Origin of the sequence: Citrobacter sp. wls710 (genome assembly GCF_005281115.1) — a bacterium.
GTDB lineage: Bacteria > Pseudomonadota > Gammaproteobacteria > Enterobacterales > Enterobacteriaceae > Citrobacter > Citrobacter werkmanii.
Genome location: NZ_SZXD01000034.1, coordinates 51,638 through 67,486, shown reverse-complemented (window position 1 = coordinate 67,486; position 15,849 = coordinate 51,638). Strand labels below are relative to the sequence as shown.

Annotated in this window: 17 protein-coding genes; 8 read left to right on the top strand and 9 right to left on the bottom strand. The window is 50.6% G+C overall.

Annotation, left to right across the window (positions count from 1 at the left end; all coding sequences use genetic code 11):
* Positions 1-25: 25 nt before the first annotated feature.
* Entirely contained in the window at positions 26-817 is a 792-nt protein-coding gene (locus tag FDX14_RS15605; protein ID WP_137349801.1) for an MBL fold metallo-hydrolase, read from the bottom strand.
* Between the two features lie 342 nt (positions 818-1,159).
* On the opposite strand from FDX14_RS15605, the gene FDX14_RS15595 reads away from it, so the two are divergent.
* Positions 1,160-2,188: a HoxN/HupN/NixA family nickel/cobalt transporter gene (locus FDX14_RS15595; protein ID WP_061381386.1), complete on the top strand. Its 1,029-nt coding sequence runs from the start codon at positions 1,160-1,162 to the stop codon at positions 2,186-2,188.
* Positions 2,189-2,271: 83 nt separating this feature from the next.
* Here FDX14_RS15595 and rstA read toward each other — a convergent pair whose 3' ends face one another.
* The gene (gene rstA / locus FDX14_RS15590) at positions 2,272-3,006 is read right to left on the bottom strand and encodes a two-component system response regulator RstA (protein ID WP_162267373.1); all 735 of its coding nucleotides are present in this window, start codon (positions 3,004-3,006) and stop codon (positions 2,272-2,274) included.
* Between the two features lie 126 nt (positions 3,007-3,132).
* Here rstA and FDX14_RS15585 point away from each other — a divergent pair, with 126 nt between their 5' ends.
* Positions 3,133-3,468, top strand: coding sequence for a GlpM family protein (locus FDX14_RS15585; protein WP_032939759.1), 336 nt, complete (start codon positions 3,133-3,135; stop codon positions 3,466-3,468).
* On the opposite strand, the gene folM is transcribed toward FDX14_RS15585, so the two are convergent.
* The 3 genes from folM to ydgH all read right to left on the bottom strand — a co-directional run bounded on the left by folM (position 3,465) and on the right by ydgH (position 6,796).
* A complete protein-coding gene (gene folM / locus FDX14_RS15580; protein ID WP_061381385.1) occupies positions 3,465-4,187 on the bottom strand; it encodes a dihydromonapterin reductase in 723 nt (240 codons plus the stop codon). The two genes, FDX14_RS15585 and folM, sit on opposite strands and share 4 nt — an antisense overlap.
* Before the next feature lie 36 nt (positions 4,188-4,223).
* Positions 4,224-5,606 carry an amino acid permease gene (locus tag FDX14_RS15575; RefSeq protein ID WP_042308571.1) on the bottom strand — a complete coding sequence of 461 codons (1,383 nt, stop codon included), beginning with the start codon at positions 5,604-5,606 and terminating at the stop codon, positions 4,224-4,226.
* A 245-nt stretch (positions 5,607-5,851) separates the two neighbouring features.
* A complete protein-coding gene (gene ydgH / locus FDX14_RS15570) occupies positions 5,852-6,796 on the bottom strand; it encodes a DUF1471 family protein YdgH (protein ID WP_042308569.1) in 945 nt (314 codons plus the stop codon).
* Positions 6,797-7,319: 523 nt separating this feature from the next.
* Here ydgH and pntA point away from each other — a divergent pair.
* Positions 7,320-8,849, top strand: coding sequence for a Re/Si-specific NAD(P)(+) transhydrogenase subunit alpha (pntA, locus tag FDX14_RS15565; protein WP_061381384.1), 1,530 nt, complete (start codon positions 7,320-7,322; stop codon positions 8,847-8,849).
* Between the two features lie 10 nt (positions 8,850-8,859).
* Positions 8,860-10,248, top strand: a complete 1,389-nt coding sequence (pntB, locus tag FDX14_RS15560; protein ID WP_038640472.1) for a Re/Si-specific NAD(P)(+) transhydrogenase subunit beta — start codon at positions 8,860-8,862, stop codon at positions 10,246-10,248.
* Between the two features lie 42 nt (positions 10,249-10,290).
* Here the strand turns inward: pntB and FDX14_RS15555 are convergent, their stop codons facing one another.
* A complete protein-coding gene (locus FDX14_RS15555) occupies positions 10,291-11,142 on the bottom strand; it encodes an aldo/keto reductase (RefSeq protein WP_061381383.1) in 852 nt (283 codons plus the stop codon).
* A gap of 261 nt (positions 11,143-11,403) precedes the next feature.
* On the opposite strand from FDX14_RS15555, the gene FDX14_RS15550 reads away from it, so the two are divergent.
* A complete protein-coding gene (locus FDX14_RS15550) occupies positions 11,404-12,600 on the top strand; it encodes a multidrug effflux MFS transporter (protein WP_042308565.1) in 1,197 nt (398 codons plus the stop codon).
* A gap of 30 nt (positions 12,601-12,630) precedes the next feature.
* On the opposite strand, the gene FDX14_RS15545 is transcribed toward FDX14_RS15550, so the two are convergent.
* A complete protein-coding gene (locus tag FDX14_RS15545) occupies positions 12,631-13,665 on the bottom strand; it encodes an AI-2E family transporter (RefSeq protein ID WP_042308562.1) in 1,035 nt (344 codons plus the stop codon).
* A 138-nt stretch (positions 13,666-13,803) separates the two neighbouring features.
* Here FDX14_RS15545 and FDX14_RS25745 point away from each other — a divergent pair, with 138 nt between their 5' ends.
* From FDX14_RS25745 to mdtI, 3 genes are all read left to right on the top strand, one after another.
* Positions 13,804-13,974: a protein YdgV gene (locus tag FDX14_RS25745; protein ID WP_006684635.1), complete on the top strand. Its 171-nt coding sequence runs from the start codon at positions 13,804-13,806 to the stop codon at positions 13,972-13,974.
* 107 nt (positions 13,975-14,081) lie between these two features.
* On the top strand, positions 14,082-14,447 hold the full coding sequence (gene mdtJ / locus FDX14_RS15535) for a multidrug/spermidine efflux SMR transporter subunit MdtJ (RefSeq protein WP_162267376.1): 366 nt from the start codon (positions 14,082-14,084) through the stop codon (positions 14,445-14,447).
* A complete protein-coding gene (gene mdtI, locus FDX14_RS15530) occupies positions 14,434-14,763 on the top strand; it encodes a multidrug/spermidine efflux SMR transporter subunit MdtI (protein ID WP_038640477.1) in 330 nt (109 codons plus the stop codon). The genes mdtJ and mdtI overlap by 14 nt, the downstream gene beginning before the upstream one ends.
* Before the next feature lie 34 nt (positions 14,764-14,797).
* Here the strand turns inward: mdtI and FDX14_RS15525 are convergent, their stop codons facing one another.
* The gene (locus FDX14_RS15525) at positions 14,798-15,619 is read right to left on the bottom strand and encodes a trypsin-like serine peptidase (protein ID WP_137349800.1); all 822 of its coding nucleotides are present in this window, start codon (positions 15,617-15,619) and stop codon (positions 14,798-14,800) included.
* 100 nt (positions 15,620-15,719) lie between these two features.
* Positions 15,720-15,803, bottom strand: coding sequence for a small membrane protein YdgU (gene ydgU, locus FDX14_RS25740; protein ID WP_455423394.1), 84 nt, complete (start codon positions 15,801-15,803; stop codon positions 15,720-15,722).
* Between the last annotated feature and the right edge of the window lie 46 nt (positions 15,804-15,849).

Below are 15,849 nucleotides of genomic sequence, written 5' to 3'. Positions count from 1 at the left end.
ATGAGGGGGAGAGTAAACGGCCCGATTATCTAAGGCAGGAGATATACTTTTCGCCTGAACGGCGTACGATTTCATCGGCATTGTCCGTAATATCTTTTCCCTCAAATGCACCGTAGAGTTGTTTAAATTTCACCATACTCAGGCGCTGGGTGATGTCGCTGACCGTAGCGGCTGGCAGCGGCAGCATATTGGGGTAACTCCACATAAAGGAGACGGCGTGCGCCCCTGGTGTGACCTGAACGATGTCGCCGGAAAGCACCAGGCCTTCATTTCGTGCCCAGTGCAGAACACAGCCGCCGGAAAAATGTCCCCCAAGTCGTATAACACTGACGTTTCGGGCCAGTTCAAGGGTGTCGCCTTGCCAAAATTTAATCCACGGGCTGTCGCGCATTACCCACTCGCTATCACTGGCATGGAGATAAATTGGGGCATTAAATTCTGCAGCCCAGTCCTGCATAGTGGTGTAGTAGTGAGGGTGTGATATCGCAATAGCCTTAAGCCCGCCCAGAGACGTTATTAGCATTTTCGTGGCGTCATCGAGTGTGGCAATACAGTCCCACAAAATATTGCCCTCGGGAGTGAGCAGGATAAACGCGCGCTGATTAATCGCAAAATCAGGAACGGTGTGGATGCTGAGAAGATCGCTGTTGTGTTGTTGCCACTTATTTGTGTGTGAAGCGCAAAGGGCGGCAAAATCGATCCATTTCTGCCCTGTCGCGGGGACATACTGGCGTTCATCATTACAAATAGCGCAATGTTGTGGATGAGAATTCGTTTTCTCATAGGATGTCCCGCAGGCTTTGCATAAAACGATCATCGCGTCTTCCTCATTTAACAACCACAATCAGCATGGCACACAGAGACATAAGAATGTGCCCGTTAGTGCTCTGGTCTATAATCTTCCCCTGATTGCATCAATGCTGATTCTTGATTTCGAAATTAAAGTCGGTTTCTGCAAGAGGGGGACTGCGCGGCTATACCCCCGCGCATCGCGGAGTTAGCGATGGAGGAACTCGCATCAGGTGGTAATCAACTTTGATCTAAGACACTGGGTTGGTAATTCTTAAGAGTTATCATTAGCCTGATAAACGTTTTGTTAATTAATCAGTGAACGGCGGTGTGGTGTGTTGTTTAGCGCAAATTTGACTGGCTGGAAACAATGAACGCATTGTTTTCAATATTAAAAAAACGCCCAAATATTATTTCGTTGATGGTTTTACTCATCGGGGCAAACATTGTGGCGTGGCTGTGGGCTTTCACCGCGTTTAGCAACAACACGTCGTTACTGGCGCTGAGTCTAATCGCGTGGTGCTATGGTTTGCGCCATGCCGTGGATGCCGACCATATCGCCGCGATAGACAGTGCGACGCGTAAACTCATGCAACAGAAAAAACGCGCCCTGACGACGGGAGCCTGGTTTTCACTTGGTCACTCTACCATTGTGGTGCTGGCAAGCATTGGCATTGCGTTGACCACCAGCGTATTTAAGCAGCATATGGCATGGTTTCAGAATGTCGGCGGTCTTATCGGTACCATGGTCTCTGCCGCATTTCTGCTGATTCTGGCTGCCATTAATCTCATTATTTTCTGCCATGTCTGGAAGGCTTTTCGCCATCTTAAACGCACCGGTACTTACGCTGGCAACACGGAAGAGATTGCTGTTACAGGTCCATTGAACTGGATTTTTCGCTCAGCTTTCCGCCTGGTAGGTAAAGACTGGCATATGTATTTTGTCGGTTTTTTGTTTGGCCTGGGTTTTGATACTGCCACTGAAATTTCTCTTCTGGGTATTTCCGCTTCAAGCGCGTCCAGTGGCATGTCGGTCTGGTCAATATTAGTTTTCCCGGCGCTGTTTACCTGCGGTATGGCGCTGATTGATTGCCTCGACAGCATCCTGATGGTTGAGGCCTACGGATGGGCGTTTAATAAGCCGCAGCGCAAGCTTTATTACAATATGACAATCACCGGAACCTCGGTGATTGTTGCGCTATTCATCGGTGGACTGGAGGCGCTGGGACTGCTGTCTGATGCCTTTTCACTCCAGGGGGGATTGTGGGACACAGTCAGTAATTTGAGCGACCACATGGGGAATGTCGGCTTCGTGATTATTGGCGTCTTCATCGGCTGCTGGATTATTTCCGCAGTGAATTATCGTTGGAAAAAATACGACGGACTGACGTTCAGTTGAGATACAAGCGAAAGCCGATTAATAGTTTTCTGTGACATTGTCACGTTTGTGGGGCCGTATAAGCGGGATACGGCCCGATGGGTTTACTTGTCAGATTCATCGTCCCAGGCGTGCGGTGCGAACAGGTAACCTTTGTTACGTACCGTTTTGATTCGATAGGGCTCTATGGCGTTATCGAGCAGTTTTTTACGTAACCGGGAAATCGCCACATCGACGCTGCGATCCATACCGTCATAGCTTACACCGCGCAGGTTCTTCAGCAACGCATCGCGGTCCATAATCTGCCCGGCATGGGTTGCCAGCTCCCACAATAATTCAAAATCGGCGGTGGAAAGAGAGACTTGCTTACCGCCGAGTAGCACGGAGCGGTTGGTTGGGTCGATAGTGAGTGTACCAAAGCGTAGCGTGGTATGCGGTGTGATGGTCGTTGCCTGAATACCTTTAGACTGGGCTGAATGTTCGCTCTGACGCAAATGCAGGCGTAGCCGTGCAAGCAGCACGGCCGGAGGTGTTGTTTTAAGGATGTAGTCGCAGGCACCCATTTCCAGCGCCAGGATATGGTTCATGTCGCTGTCCAGAGAGGTCAGCAGGACAATCGGACCCTGCCAGCGTCCACGTAAATCGCGGCAGATTGTCATCCCGTCTTTGCCCGGCAGCATGATATCTAGTAACACCAGATCGGGTCGAACTTGCAGGATTTTCTCCTCAGCCAAATCACCACGAGGTTCAAGGATAACCTCAATGTCATGCCGGGCCAGATAGGCGGCAATCAGCGAGCCAACTTCGGGATCATCTTCAACAAATACGATGGTGTTCATATCATTCATTTTGAATATAAAACGCCAACATACACCGCCCTCGTTTTTCCTTCCATTAATCTTTTCTAAACAAGAACGCTTCCGTTATGCTAGGGGCTGATGTTATTGATGTGTTAAGGCAGGGTGATGGGACTCGTTATCAAAGCGGCGCTGGGTGCGCTGGTGGTCGTATTGATTGGTTTGCTCGCTAAAACAAAGAATTACTATATTGCTGGATTAATCCCGCTGTTCCCGACATTCGCGTTGATTGCCCATTATATCGTGGCCAGTGAACGTGGGATCGAGGCGTTGCGTACCACCATTGTATTCAGCATGTGGTCAATTATTCCCTATTTTGTCTACCTCGTTTCGCTGTGGTATTTCACTGGATTTATGCGCTTACCCGTCGCGCTCGGCGGGTCAGTGGTGTGCTGGAGCCTGAGCGCGTGGTTGCTGATTTTTTGTTGGATAAAACTGCATTAACGCAGATGACGCCCGCCATCAAGGGCAAAACTACGTCCTGTGACAAAGCAACTGGTCAAGAGATAGTCGATTAAATCAATGACTTCTTTTTCACCGGGCGCCGTTTTCATCAATGATTTATTCAGAGCCTGCTGGCGATATTCAGCATCGTCACTCTCGTTGAACAGGATCAGCGAGGGGGCAATTGCATTCACTTTGACTTCTGGTGCCAGTTTGCGGGCGAATGAGCGAGTCATATTGTCCAGCGCCGCTTTACTGGCAGCATAAGCAATGTGCTTGTCGCTGCCACGCTCTACAACATAATCCGTAAAATGGATAATATCGCTGGCTGCATGTCCGTGACCGCGTAACAACTCTTCCAGGGCGTGGTTGAGTAAGTAGGGCGTATTGACATGAATTTGCATCATGGCCGACAGCACTTCGGTTAGCGGCGTGCCCGGCTTTTCTGCCACCCAGGCACTGGCATTATGTACAATGGCGCGCAAACCGTTCGTCTGTCTTTTAACCTCATCGGCAAAAGCTAACACGCCTTTATCGGTAGAAAAGTCAGCCTGGATACACAACGCGCCAGCTTCGCACAAGCCATCAATGGCCGGGTAATGAGTCCGGTAACTGACAATAACTGGCTGTTTTTGATTGAGAAAATGCCATGCGACGGCGAGGCCGATGCGACGGCCTCCTCCAGTGATAAGAATCGGCAAAGGGGGCTTTTTACCCATCGTAATCTCCAGGTTTCGCAAACGATGGGGATAGCGTTACCCCACCAACATCCAGGTTGCCGGAACTGCAGCAATAAGCAGCAGGCCGATCAGCGCCATCTCCTGACGTTTTAATACATTTTCATGCGCGTGTGTTTTACGGGCATAAAGGAAAACCAGTAGTCCTGGCGCATACAGCACCACAGACAGCAGCAGGTGCATCGGACCTGACGCATACAATAACCATATGCCATAAATGCTCGCACCGACACCAACTGCTTTATGCAACGGACGGGTCGCTATTTTCAGCAAAAATGCGCCGACCAGCAAATAGGGCACCAGAATCATCTCTGAGGCAATAGTCAGTAACGTATTGTAGTCGGAACCTGTGAGCCAGATCAGCACCAGACAGATTTGGACGCAGATATTGGTCAGCCACAGCGACGCAGATGGCGCACCCTGCGCATTCTGACGCGCGAAAATCCGTGGGAACGCTTTGTGGGTAGAGGCGAGGAACGGTACTTCCGCCGCCATAATCGTCCAGCTTAAATAGGCTCCGCAAACGGAGACAATCAGGCCCGCGGCGATAATAATTTCGCCCCATGGTCCCATCATTTTAACCATCAGACCAGCCATTGATGGGTTGCGGATTTCTGCCAGTTCGGGACGCGCAACAACACCCAGTGACAGCAGGGTGACCAACAGATAAACGCCCAGCGCGGCAAGCACCGCCAGCAGCGTGGCGCGTCCGACATCGCGTTTGTTTCGTGCGCGGGCGGAAACCACCACTGCGCCTTCCACACCGATGAATACCCACAGGGTAATGAGCATAGTGTTTTTGACCTGCTCCCAGACGGGGACGCCTAACGCGACGCCGGTAAAATCCAGACTGAAAGTATCGAGTTTAAACAGCATGAACGCCAGCACGATAAACAGGCCAAGCGGCAGCAATTTGGCCAGGGTCGCAACCAGGTTAATGCTGGCTGCGGTTTGCACCCCACGCAGCACCAGAAAATGGACGATCCACAGCAGCGTTGATGCGCCAACAATAGCCTGCCAGGTATTACCATCGCCAAAAAGGCGTAATTCCGGCGTGTCGGTAAAGAAGCTGAGCGCAGAGAAGACGATAACCAGATACGAAACGTTAGCGATAACGGCGCACAGCCAGTATCCCCATGCAGAGCAGAAGCCAATCAGTTCCCCGAAACCTTCGCGCGCGTAGGTAAAAATTCCACCGTCCAGATCAGGTCGGATACGCGTCAGGATCAGCATGGCAAAGGCGAGCAGCAGAATACCCGCACCGGTAATCGCCCAACCAATCAGTAATGCAGCCGGGCTGGCAACCGCCGCCATATTTTGTGGCAGGCTGAAAACACCAGCGCCGAGCATTGAGCTTAGAACCAGCGCGGTCAGTGCGCTCAGACCCAATTTTTTTTCCATTTGTATCCAGTTACTAAAACGAGAGTGAGAGAATAATTATTTTGGCAAACCGCATAAAAATGGTGAAAGCCACTAAGGCGCGGGATTTTACGGAGAGAAGAGAACGCATGCAATGGGGATAGAGAGATTTGTGACTAATAGTGTGAAAAGTTGTCTTAATATTCGTGTTTTTGTTCGGACTGAGGATTTAACGAGGAAAAATTATCAGGTCTACAAGAGCTGTAGACCTGATAGAGCATAGGACATTACTTATACAGGTCAGCGCTAATGGTCATGTTGTTACCACGTTCTGACCACTGGCGAGTAATGTGATAATACTTCGCGCCTTTCTTCGCTGCGCGCTTGGCAACCTGATAAGAGACTTCGGTCATATTACCGTAGTTACCGGTGAACTTGATGCTGTCGAACGGAACCATCATTGCAGCAGTCGCTTTGTTCAGCTCTTCAACTTTCGTTCCATCCGGAAGCGTGACGGTGTAACGTCCACCTTTGGTGGATTGCGTTTCGAAGAAGCGACCAACTTCAGCACTCGGAGATGCGGTAGTCGCAACGCCCGGGATCTCAACTTTCTTCGCAGCTTCACCGCCTGCAGCTAACGCGGCGCGACCGGCATCAGAATCAGCCGGAATTGCATCAGGGCTTTGTACTACGCGTTTTTTCGCATCCGCTTTATAGATGAATGCGGTAATACGCTGGTTACCACCCTGGTTGGCATCGACCTGGCGAACGATATAGAAGGAGTAAGCCCCTTTCTCTTTTGCCGCTTTGGTAATGGCATCATTCACTTCAGGCTGGCTGCGGTAGAAGCCCTGTACCGTAACGGTATCGTAAGGTTCTATCAGAACGGCCTGATCTTTAGGTAACTCCATCACACCGTTAATGATACGGTTTTTGGATGCTTCCGCTTTTTCAGCGTCGGCTTTATAGATGTCGGCTACAACGCGCCAGTTACCGCCACTGCCAAAATCTGAGGTATCAACAACATAAAAAGAGGCTGCACCGTCTTTATCTGCACGACGTGATACGGCATTCACCGCGTCGCCGATCGCATTAAAACGACCGGTAACCACAATGCGGTCATAGGGTTTCAGGGCAGCAGCTTGCTCCGGCGTCAATTCTGTCGCTGCATTTACAGAAAAAGCAGTCGCAGAAATAAGTGCGGACGCCAGGAGAGTGTTCTTAAGCTTCATAAAAATAATCCTTCGCCTTGCGCAAACCAGGTACTGGTATTGTTATTGACTAGAAACGTCGCTGATTATTGCATTTAAATTGTGTCAGTGTCTGCGTCATTTTTCACTCATCGTGCCACAGGGTGTAACAGTGTCGATAACATTTTGTGATATGTCCAAAAATTCGGCGTTTGGAGGCTAAAACTGATAAAACAGTTGAATTTCATAAGTTAATTTAATGTTAATCAAATGTTCTCTGGTGGCGCTTAATCATGTTTTGCCGCTTCGCTTGAGCGAATTATCAGCCATTGCGGGCTATTTAAAGGGCATTATCCCTGTCTGCGGGCGAATTCATCCCTGTTTTGCGAATTTCATAATAAATACTGTTTTTTGGCGCTAGATCACAGGCTCCATTTTCAGTAGGTTATAGAGTTTGTTACTGTTTTATTTTATTGAGGTAACACTGACCTCTTTCGAGAGTGCGCGCATGCCTCGTGCGAACATTGATAAACCATCATCATAAATACAGATGGAAGGGAACATTATGCGAATTGGCATACCAAAAGAACGGTTAACCAATGAAACCCGTGTCGCAGCTACGCCGAAAACGGTTGAGCAGCTGCTGAAGCTGGGTTTTAGCGTCGCGGTTGAAAGCGGCGCAGGTCAACTGGCGAGTTTTGACGATAACGCGTTTGTGCAGGCAGGCGCAGAAATTGTGGACGGGAATGCTGTCTGGCAGTCAGAGATTATTCTGAAGGTCAATGCGCCGGAAGAGGCGGAAATTCCGTTGCTGAATCCGGGCACGACGCTGGTGAGTTTTCTTTGGCCCGCGCAAAACCCGGAGCTGCTGCAAAAGCTTGCAGAGCGCAATGTTACGGTGATGGCGATGGACTCCGTGCCGCGTATTTCGCGTGCGCAGTCACTTGATGCCTTAAGCTCGATGGCGAATATTGCCGGCTATCGCGCCATTGTTGAAGCCGCACATGAATTTGGCCGTTTCTTTACCGGACAGATCACCGCCGCGGGCAAGGTTCCACCTGCCAAGGTCATGGTGATTGGTGCTGGTGTGGCGGGGCTGGCAGCGATCGGGGCGGCAAACAGCCTGGGCGCTATCGTCCGCGCGTTTGATACCCGTCCGGAAGTGAAAGAACAAGTTCAGAGTATGGGCGCTGAATTTCTCGAACTGGACTTTAAAGAAGAGGCGGGCAGCGGCGACGGCTACGCTAAGGTGATGTCCGAAGCATTCATCAAAGCCGAGATGGCGCTTTTCGCCGCTCAGGCGAAAGATGTCGACATTATCGTTACAACGGCATTGATTCCGGGCAAACCAGCGCCGAAACTGATCACCCGCGAAATGGTTGATTCGATGAAAGCGGGGAGTGTAATTGTCGATCTCGCCGCGCAAAATGGCGGTAACTGCGAATATACCGTGCCAAACCAGGTGACTACCACTGCGAACGGTGTGAAGGTTATCGGTTATACCGATTTGCCTGGTCGTCTGCCGACGCAGTCTTCCCAGTTGTACGGTACCAACCTCGTCAACCTGCTCAAACTGTTGTGCAAAGAGAAAGACGGCAACATTACCGTTGATTTTGACGACGTGGTGGTGCGTGGCGTGACAGTGGTTCGCGAGGGTGAAATCACCTGGCCTGCGCCACCGATTCAGGTTTCAGCTCAGCCGCAGGCTGCGCCAAAAGTGGCTCCTGCGCCGAAAGAAGAGAAAAAACCTGTTTCACCATGGCGTAAATATGCGCTGATGGCGCTGGTAGTCATTTTGTTTGGCTGGCTTGCCGACGTCGCCCCGAAAGAGTTCCTCGGTCACTTTACGGTGTTCGCGCTTTCCTGCGTGGTGGGTTACTACGTGGTCTGGAATGTGTCGCACGCGTTGCATACTCCGCTGATGTCCGTGACCAACGCCATCTCCGGGATCATTGTTGTCGGTGCGTTGTTACAAATTGGCCAGGGTGGCTGGGTGAGTTTCCTGAGCTTTATCGCGGTGCTTATTGCCAGCATTAATATTTTCGGTGGCTTCACCGTGACTCAGCGCATGCTGAAAATGTTCCGGAAAAACTAAGGGGTAACATATGTCTGGAGGATTAGTTACAGCTGCATACATTGTTGCCGCGATCCTGTTTATTTTCAGCCTGGCGGGACTTTCCAAACACGAAACCTCGCAGCAGGGTAACAACTACGGTATCGCCGGGATGGCGATTGCGCTGATTGCGACGATTTTTGGCCCGGATACCGGCAATGTTGCCTGGATCCTGGTGGCGATGATCATCGGCGGCGCGATTGGTATCCGCCTGGCGAAAAAAGTCGAGATGACCGAGATGCCGGAGTTGGTGGCGATTCTACACAGCTTCGTTGGTCTGGCGGCGGTACTGGTGGGCTTTAACAGCTACCTGTATCACGATACGGGCCTGGAACCGATTCTGGTGAACATTCACCTGACGGAAGTGTTCCTCGGTATCTTCATCGGTGCGGTGACCTTTACCGGTTCCGTGGTGGCCTTTGGCAAACTGCGCGGCAAGATCTCCTCTAAACCGCTAATGCTGCCAAATCGTCACAAGATGAATCTCGCGGCGCTGGTCGTTTCCTTCTTGCTGTTGGTGGTGTTTGTTCGTACTGAAAGCGTTGGCCTGCAGGTTCTGGCGCTGCTGGTGATGACCATCATCGCGCTGGCCTTTGGCTGGCATCTGGTGGCGTCCATCGGTGGGGCAGACATGCCGGTAGTCGTTTCAATGCTCAACTCCTATTCAGGTTGGGCGGCGGCAGCGGCAGGCTTTATGCTCAGCAACGATCTGCTGATCGTTACCGGTGCGCTGGTAGGTTCGAGCGGTGCGATCCTGTCTTACATTATGTGTAAGGCAATGAACCGTTCGTTCATCAGCGTTATTGCGGGCGGCTTCGGTTCTGATGGCTCATCTACGGGTTCTGATGAAGAAGTGGGTGAACACCGGGAGATTAATGCAGAAGACACAGCAGAAATGCTGAAGAACTCGCACTCCGTGATCATCACTCCGGGCTACGGTATGGCGGTGGCTCAGGCGCAATATCCGGTGGCGGAAATCACTGAGAAGCTGCGTGCCCGCGGCATCAAAGTGCGTTTCGGGATCCACCCGGTAGCAGGGCGTTTGCCGGGTCATATGAACGTGCTGCTGGCGGAAGCCAAAGTGCCATATGACATCGTGCTGGAAATGGATGAAATCAATGATGATTTCGCCGACACCGACACCGTACTGGTTATTGGCGCCAACGATACGGTAAACCCGGCGGCGCAGGATGACCCACGCAGCCCGATCGCCGGTATGCCAGTGCTGGAAGTGTGGAAAGCGCAGAACGTTATCGTGTTTAAACGTTCAATGAACACCGGCTATGCTGGCGTACAAAACCCGCTGTTCTTTAAAGAAAACACCCATATGCTGTTTGGCGATGCCAAGGCCAGCGTGGATGCGATTCTGAAGGCGCTGTAATCGCTAGTTAAAAGTAAGACGGCCTCTGCGGAGGCCGTTTTTTTAAACGTCCAGCTTCCGCTGGGTGATCCATTCCACTCGAGCCGGATCTCGATGCGAGAAAAACGCGCTGCTTCCGCTGTCCATGGCGGCAATTTGCGTCATTTCTTCCGGGGTTAAGCTAAAATCCAGCACCTGAATATTTTCGGTCATACGCGTTTTACGCACGGTTTTCGCCAGTGAAATAATTCCGCGCTGATAAATCCAGCGCAGCACGATCTGACCAATGCTTTTGCCGTATTTTTCCCCAATAGCCGCTAAAACCGGGTTCTGAAACAGGTCATTACGCCCCTCGGCGAACGGTGCCCAGGCTTGTGGTTGAATGTTTCTGCTCTGCATCCAGGCAACCGCATGTGGCTGTTGATGGAATGGGTTTACCTCAATCTGGTTTACGGCAGGAATCACGCGATTGAAGGCCATTAAATCAGCCAGTCGATCCGGATGAAAATTACTCACGCCAATCGCACGGATTTTTCCTTCCTCATATAATTCCTCCATAGCGCGCCAGGCACCATGTACATCTCCATAGGGCTGATGGATTAAATAAAGATCAATATAATCAAGCTGAAGGCGGTGCAGGGACCGAGTAAATTGCGCCTTTGCGCCGGAATAGCTTGCATCTTGTAACCACAACTTGGTGGTCACGAAAAGCTCATTACGTGGCACACTGCTTTGCTTGAGTGCGTTCCCTACTTGAGCTTCATTCAGATATGAGGCAGCGGTATCAATCAGGCGATAACCTGAATCAATGGCATCCCGTACGGCTTGCTCGCATTCGGCGGCATCGGTCATTTGATAAACGCCAAAACCAAGCAAGGGCATCTCAACACCGTTATTTAGTACTTTTGTATTCATGGGATTCTCCTGAGCATTCATCTTTGTATTGACCGCAGATTAGCAATTTTCTGTTGGTACTATTAGTCTGTGAATCCAGCATGGACCTATGAGTTAAATTCATTTCTGGATAGCAAATACTGGCGTTGAATCACAATATCTGCCGCTAACGTTGCCATTATTCATGATTATGGTTCATAAACTTATGCCGTTTTAGCCCTCTAATCACCGCAATACGTCGCATATATACTGCGGTCTGTTTCTTCAACATGACAGAGCGCTATGCGTAAAAATGAACAGGCATCGCCGGTGGCTACAGCAAGCCACACCGGCCTTAGTTTTATTCTGATCCTCAGTGGCCTGATGGCCTTTACCTCACTTTCTACTGATATTTATCTTCCGGCAATGCCGACAATGGCCACGGATTTACATGGCAATGTAGAACTTACGATCACCGGATTTTTGGTAGGTTTTACTATCGCACAGCTGATTTGGGGACCGATCAGCGATCATCTGGGCAGGCGTAAACCGCTGTTTATTGGCATGGTGCTTTTTATCATCGGGTCTGCAGGATGTGCGTTGTCTACAAGCATCACGCAGATTGTTTTCTGGCGGGTATTTCAGGCCCTTGGCGCCTGTACTGGGCCTATGTTGGCCCGGGCAATGATCCGCGATCTCTTTGCGCGTACCCGTGCGGCGCAAATGCTCTCGACGCTGGTGCTGATAATGGCGATTGCGCCGATAGCTGGGCCATTGATTGGCGGGCAAATTATTCGCCTGAGCACCTGGCACGCAGTTTTTTGGCTGCTGGTGCTGATTGGCGCGCTAATGTGTGTCTCTTTATGTTGGCTACCAGAAACACTACCTGAAGCAAAACGGGTGAAAGCTTCTCTGACGGGCGCATTTCGTAATTACCGTTCCCTGTTATCTAATGGGCGTTTTATGCGCTACACCCTGAGCCTGACGTTTTATTACGTCGGCGCGTATGCGTTTATTACCGGATCGCCATTTGTTTATATTAGCTATTACCATGTTGATCCTCAGCATTATGGCTGGCTGTTTGCGCTAAATATTGTCGGCGTCATGGCGATGAGCGTGTTAAACCGTAGGCTGGTGCAACGGCATCCCCTGGAGCAACTGTTGAAATATGCGACGATGCTGGCGGCGCTGGCTGCGGTTGCGCTTGCCCTGTTGGTTAAGCTGGAGTCCGGGGGAATTGTGGCCATTATCATTACCATATTCCTGTTGTTCTCAATGAACGGCATTATTGCGGCCACCTCAACGGCCGCAGCGCTGGATGCGGTACCGAACATCGCTGGTTCAGCCTCCGCGCTGATTGGCGCATTACAGTACGGTAGCGGGATCATCTCATCATTACTGCTGGCCGCTTTCAGTGACGGCACGCCATGGACCATGGCGTGGATAATTGCGTTATTTACGTTGTTGAGTGCCACCCTGGCGCTACGTGCTAAACGATAAACGAAAGCCCCGCGCAGGCGGGGCGACAATTTACGCTTTGTTGAGATCGCTAAGCAGAACGGCAATGCTTTGCCCGCCGTTGGTTTGCTCAAGCGCAATTTTGACGATGATGGTCAGCGGGACAGAAAGCAGCATCCCCACAGGACCCAGCAACCAGCCCCAGAAGATCAACGACAGAAACACCACCAGCGTGGACAGCCCAAGCCCACGTCCCATAATCCGCGGTTCGAGGATATTCCCGAACACCAGGTTAATGACCAGATAACCTGCCAGCACCACCAGGGCGTCGTAAAGACCGCTAAATGCCAGCACCTGAGCAATAGGGGGGATGGCTGCCAGTACGGAACCGATATTAGGAATATAGTTAAGGGCAAAGGCCAGCAATCCCCAGACAAAGGCAAAGCGCACGTCGAGGGCGGCGAGCATGCCCCAGGCGACCAGACCGGTCACAATGCTGATTGCCGTTTTTAGTACCAGATAGTGGGATACGCTGTCGATGGCGCGTTGAATTGCCGCCATTCCCTCAATGGGCCGACTCATCATTTGTTTTAGTTTATTGGGCAGTTGCGGGACTTCCAACAGCATAAAAACCACCGTCAGCAGCAGTAAAAATATCGATGACATGGCATTAGACAGCTGCGTCAGTAAATTAGTGACCAGCGTCATAGCCGCGTTCGGATCAATGTATTTGACGAGCTCATCTACCGAAACGCCGATCCCTGCGCGCTGTAGCCACGGCTCGAGATTTTTCAGCGGGATAACCAGTGAAGAACGGTATTGCGGTAGCGTCCGCGCAAGCTCATTTAAGGATGTACCTAAGTAGGCTAATAGTAGCACCATTAGCATCACAATAATGACGATCAGCAATGACACTGCGAATACGCGCGGTATACGCAGTTTCACCATCCGTTGCACCACTGGGTTCAGCACAACGGCGATAAATAATGCCAGAATAAAGGGCACGATGATATCTGCGGCAAAGCGGATGCCGCTCAGTATGATAACCAGCATGCCCAGCATAATGACTATTTTTAACCCGTTAAGCGTGATGATCGGTTTCGCCATGTGTATTCCTGCGTTTTTAATTTTTGAATCTGAATAATAATGTGATTTGCGTCGAGCCGTTATAACAAAAATCAAACGGGGCTGGTAAAGAAGTGAAAAGGCTTTGAGTTCGTAATGAACCTATGATACAAATCATCTGTGTTTAACTACCGAGGACAATTATCATCCGCGATGATGAGAAGCAACACTGCGGATAATTGTAATATTATGGACAATATGTTCAGGATGTTTTTGCTTTTACCTACACTTCTTCGTACCTCTTCCACTTTCCTGCTTGCGGGTGAGCAACACTGGCGCAACGCGCTTTAGTCCTTTCTTCTGCCTGAGCTGGCGCTGTGCGCTGAGCTAACTGATTTTATTTTTTGGTTTACTGCATGCAGTAGGCCCAAAGGACTATATTCTCAAGCAGGAGAAGCATCATGTTTTACTGGATATTATTAGGTCTGGCCATCGCGGCTGAAATTACCGGTACGCTGTCAATGAAATGGGCGAGCGTGGGACATGGTAATGTGGGCTTTATTTTAATGCTGGTAATGATCGCCTTATCGTATATTTTTCTCAGTTTTGCCGTTAAAAAAATTGCCCTCGGCGTAGCTTATGCCTTATGGGAAGGTATCGGTATTTTATTTATTACGCTGTTTAGCGTGCTGCTATTTGACGAAACCTTGTCCACGATGAAGGTGGCTGGTCTGGTCTCGCTGGTGGTAGGTATTGTGCTGATTAAATCCGGTACACGAAAACCTGCAAAAGCGGGCAGAGAGGTGACCCATGCAGCAGTTTGAATGGGTACACGGCGCGTGGCTTGGCATGGCCATCGTTCTGGAAATCGTGGCTAACGTCTTTTTGAAGTTTTCTGATGGTTTTCGCCGCAAGGCTTATGGCGTGCTCTCGCTGGCTGCAGTTTTAGCGGCTTTTAGTGCGCTGTCGCAGGCGGTAAAAGGCATTGATCTCTCCGTCGCCTATGCCTTATGGGGCGGATTCGGGATTGCCGCGACGTTAGCCGCAGGCTGGGTGCTGTTTGGTCAGCGTCTGAACAATAAAGGCTGGATCGGCGTGGCATTGCTGTTGGCCGGAATGATCATGATAAAACTAGCCTGATAAAATTGCTGCCCGTTAATGCGGGCAGCATGTGTTATCCCTTGGCGAGCGCTTCCAGTTTGTCGCGAAATCCGGTCACGGAAATCGCGCGGTTATCTGCCCGCCAGCGATCTTTCGCCGCCGGAGCGGAGCTTTGTACGCCAATCAATTGCCAGCCGGAATCCGTCTTCAGCATCAATGGCGACCCACTGTCGCCCGGGAGCGTATCGCACTGATGTGACAAAACGGTATTTTGCGCCCAGCCGGTTACCACGCAATCCTGATGCGTGTACAAATCGTCAAGATGATCTTCCGGATAGCCTGACTGCGTGACTTTACGATCCGCGGTTTTCAGCGCCGCGGTTAACGCCGCTTTATCACCTTCAAATAATGGCAGTGGCGTGATACCGGAAGGTGGATAACGCAACACCACCAGACCAAAATCCCATGGGGCGGCGGAGGGGGGCACAATCCAGCCATCACCATCGGCTTTTAAACGTTTGCCGAGCGAAGGATCAACCCGGCCTTCAATTCCGTGGATTTCATAACGCCAGATACCCTTTTTCGACACGAAGCGTAACGCTACGGCCTTATCAGGTTTTCCTTTTGGCGGCGTAAGTAAGCAGTGTCCGGCAGTCAGAGCCAGATGGGGGGAAATGAGCGTAGCGGTACACAGATTACCGCTGGCGGTTTCCAGTTGTCCGATAGCGTCCCATGGTGATTGCGTTGGGTCAGTCACCTTAATGCGATCGTCATGTCCAAAAAACAGCGTTTTTATGTTTTCTGCTTCAGCGCTGGACGTTGCTGGCTGTTCCGCATGCGCAACGACAGGAGTTAAAAAAATTGAACCCAGTAACATAGCAATGGTTTTATGCATATCACACTCTGGTGGGGAATTATGATTTTTAACAGCAAACCCTCAGTTAATACTATAGACGGGACGGCGGGAAAGTGGGAGTAAAATCAGATAACTACACTCAGGAAAGATAAAAATGCATGGCGATGAGGGCACAAATAATCAGGGCCGTAAGAATGAACTCAAAGCGGTAATGTGACACCATTTTACCCTCCGAAAGGCGGCGCCAAATCTGGATGATTTAGCGCCGT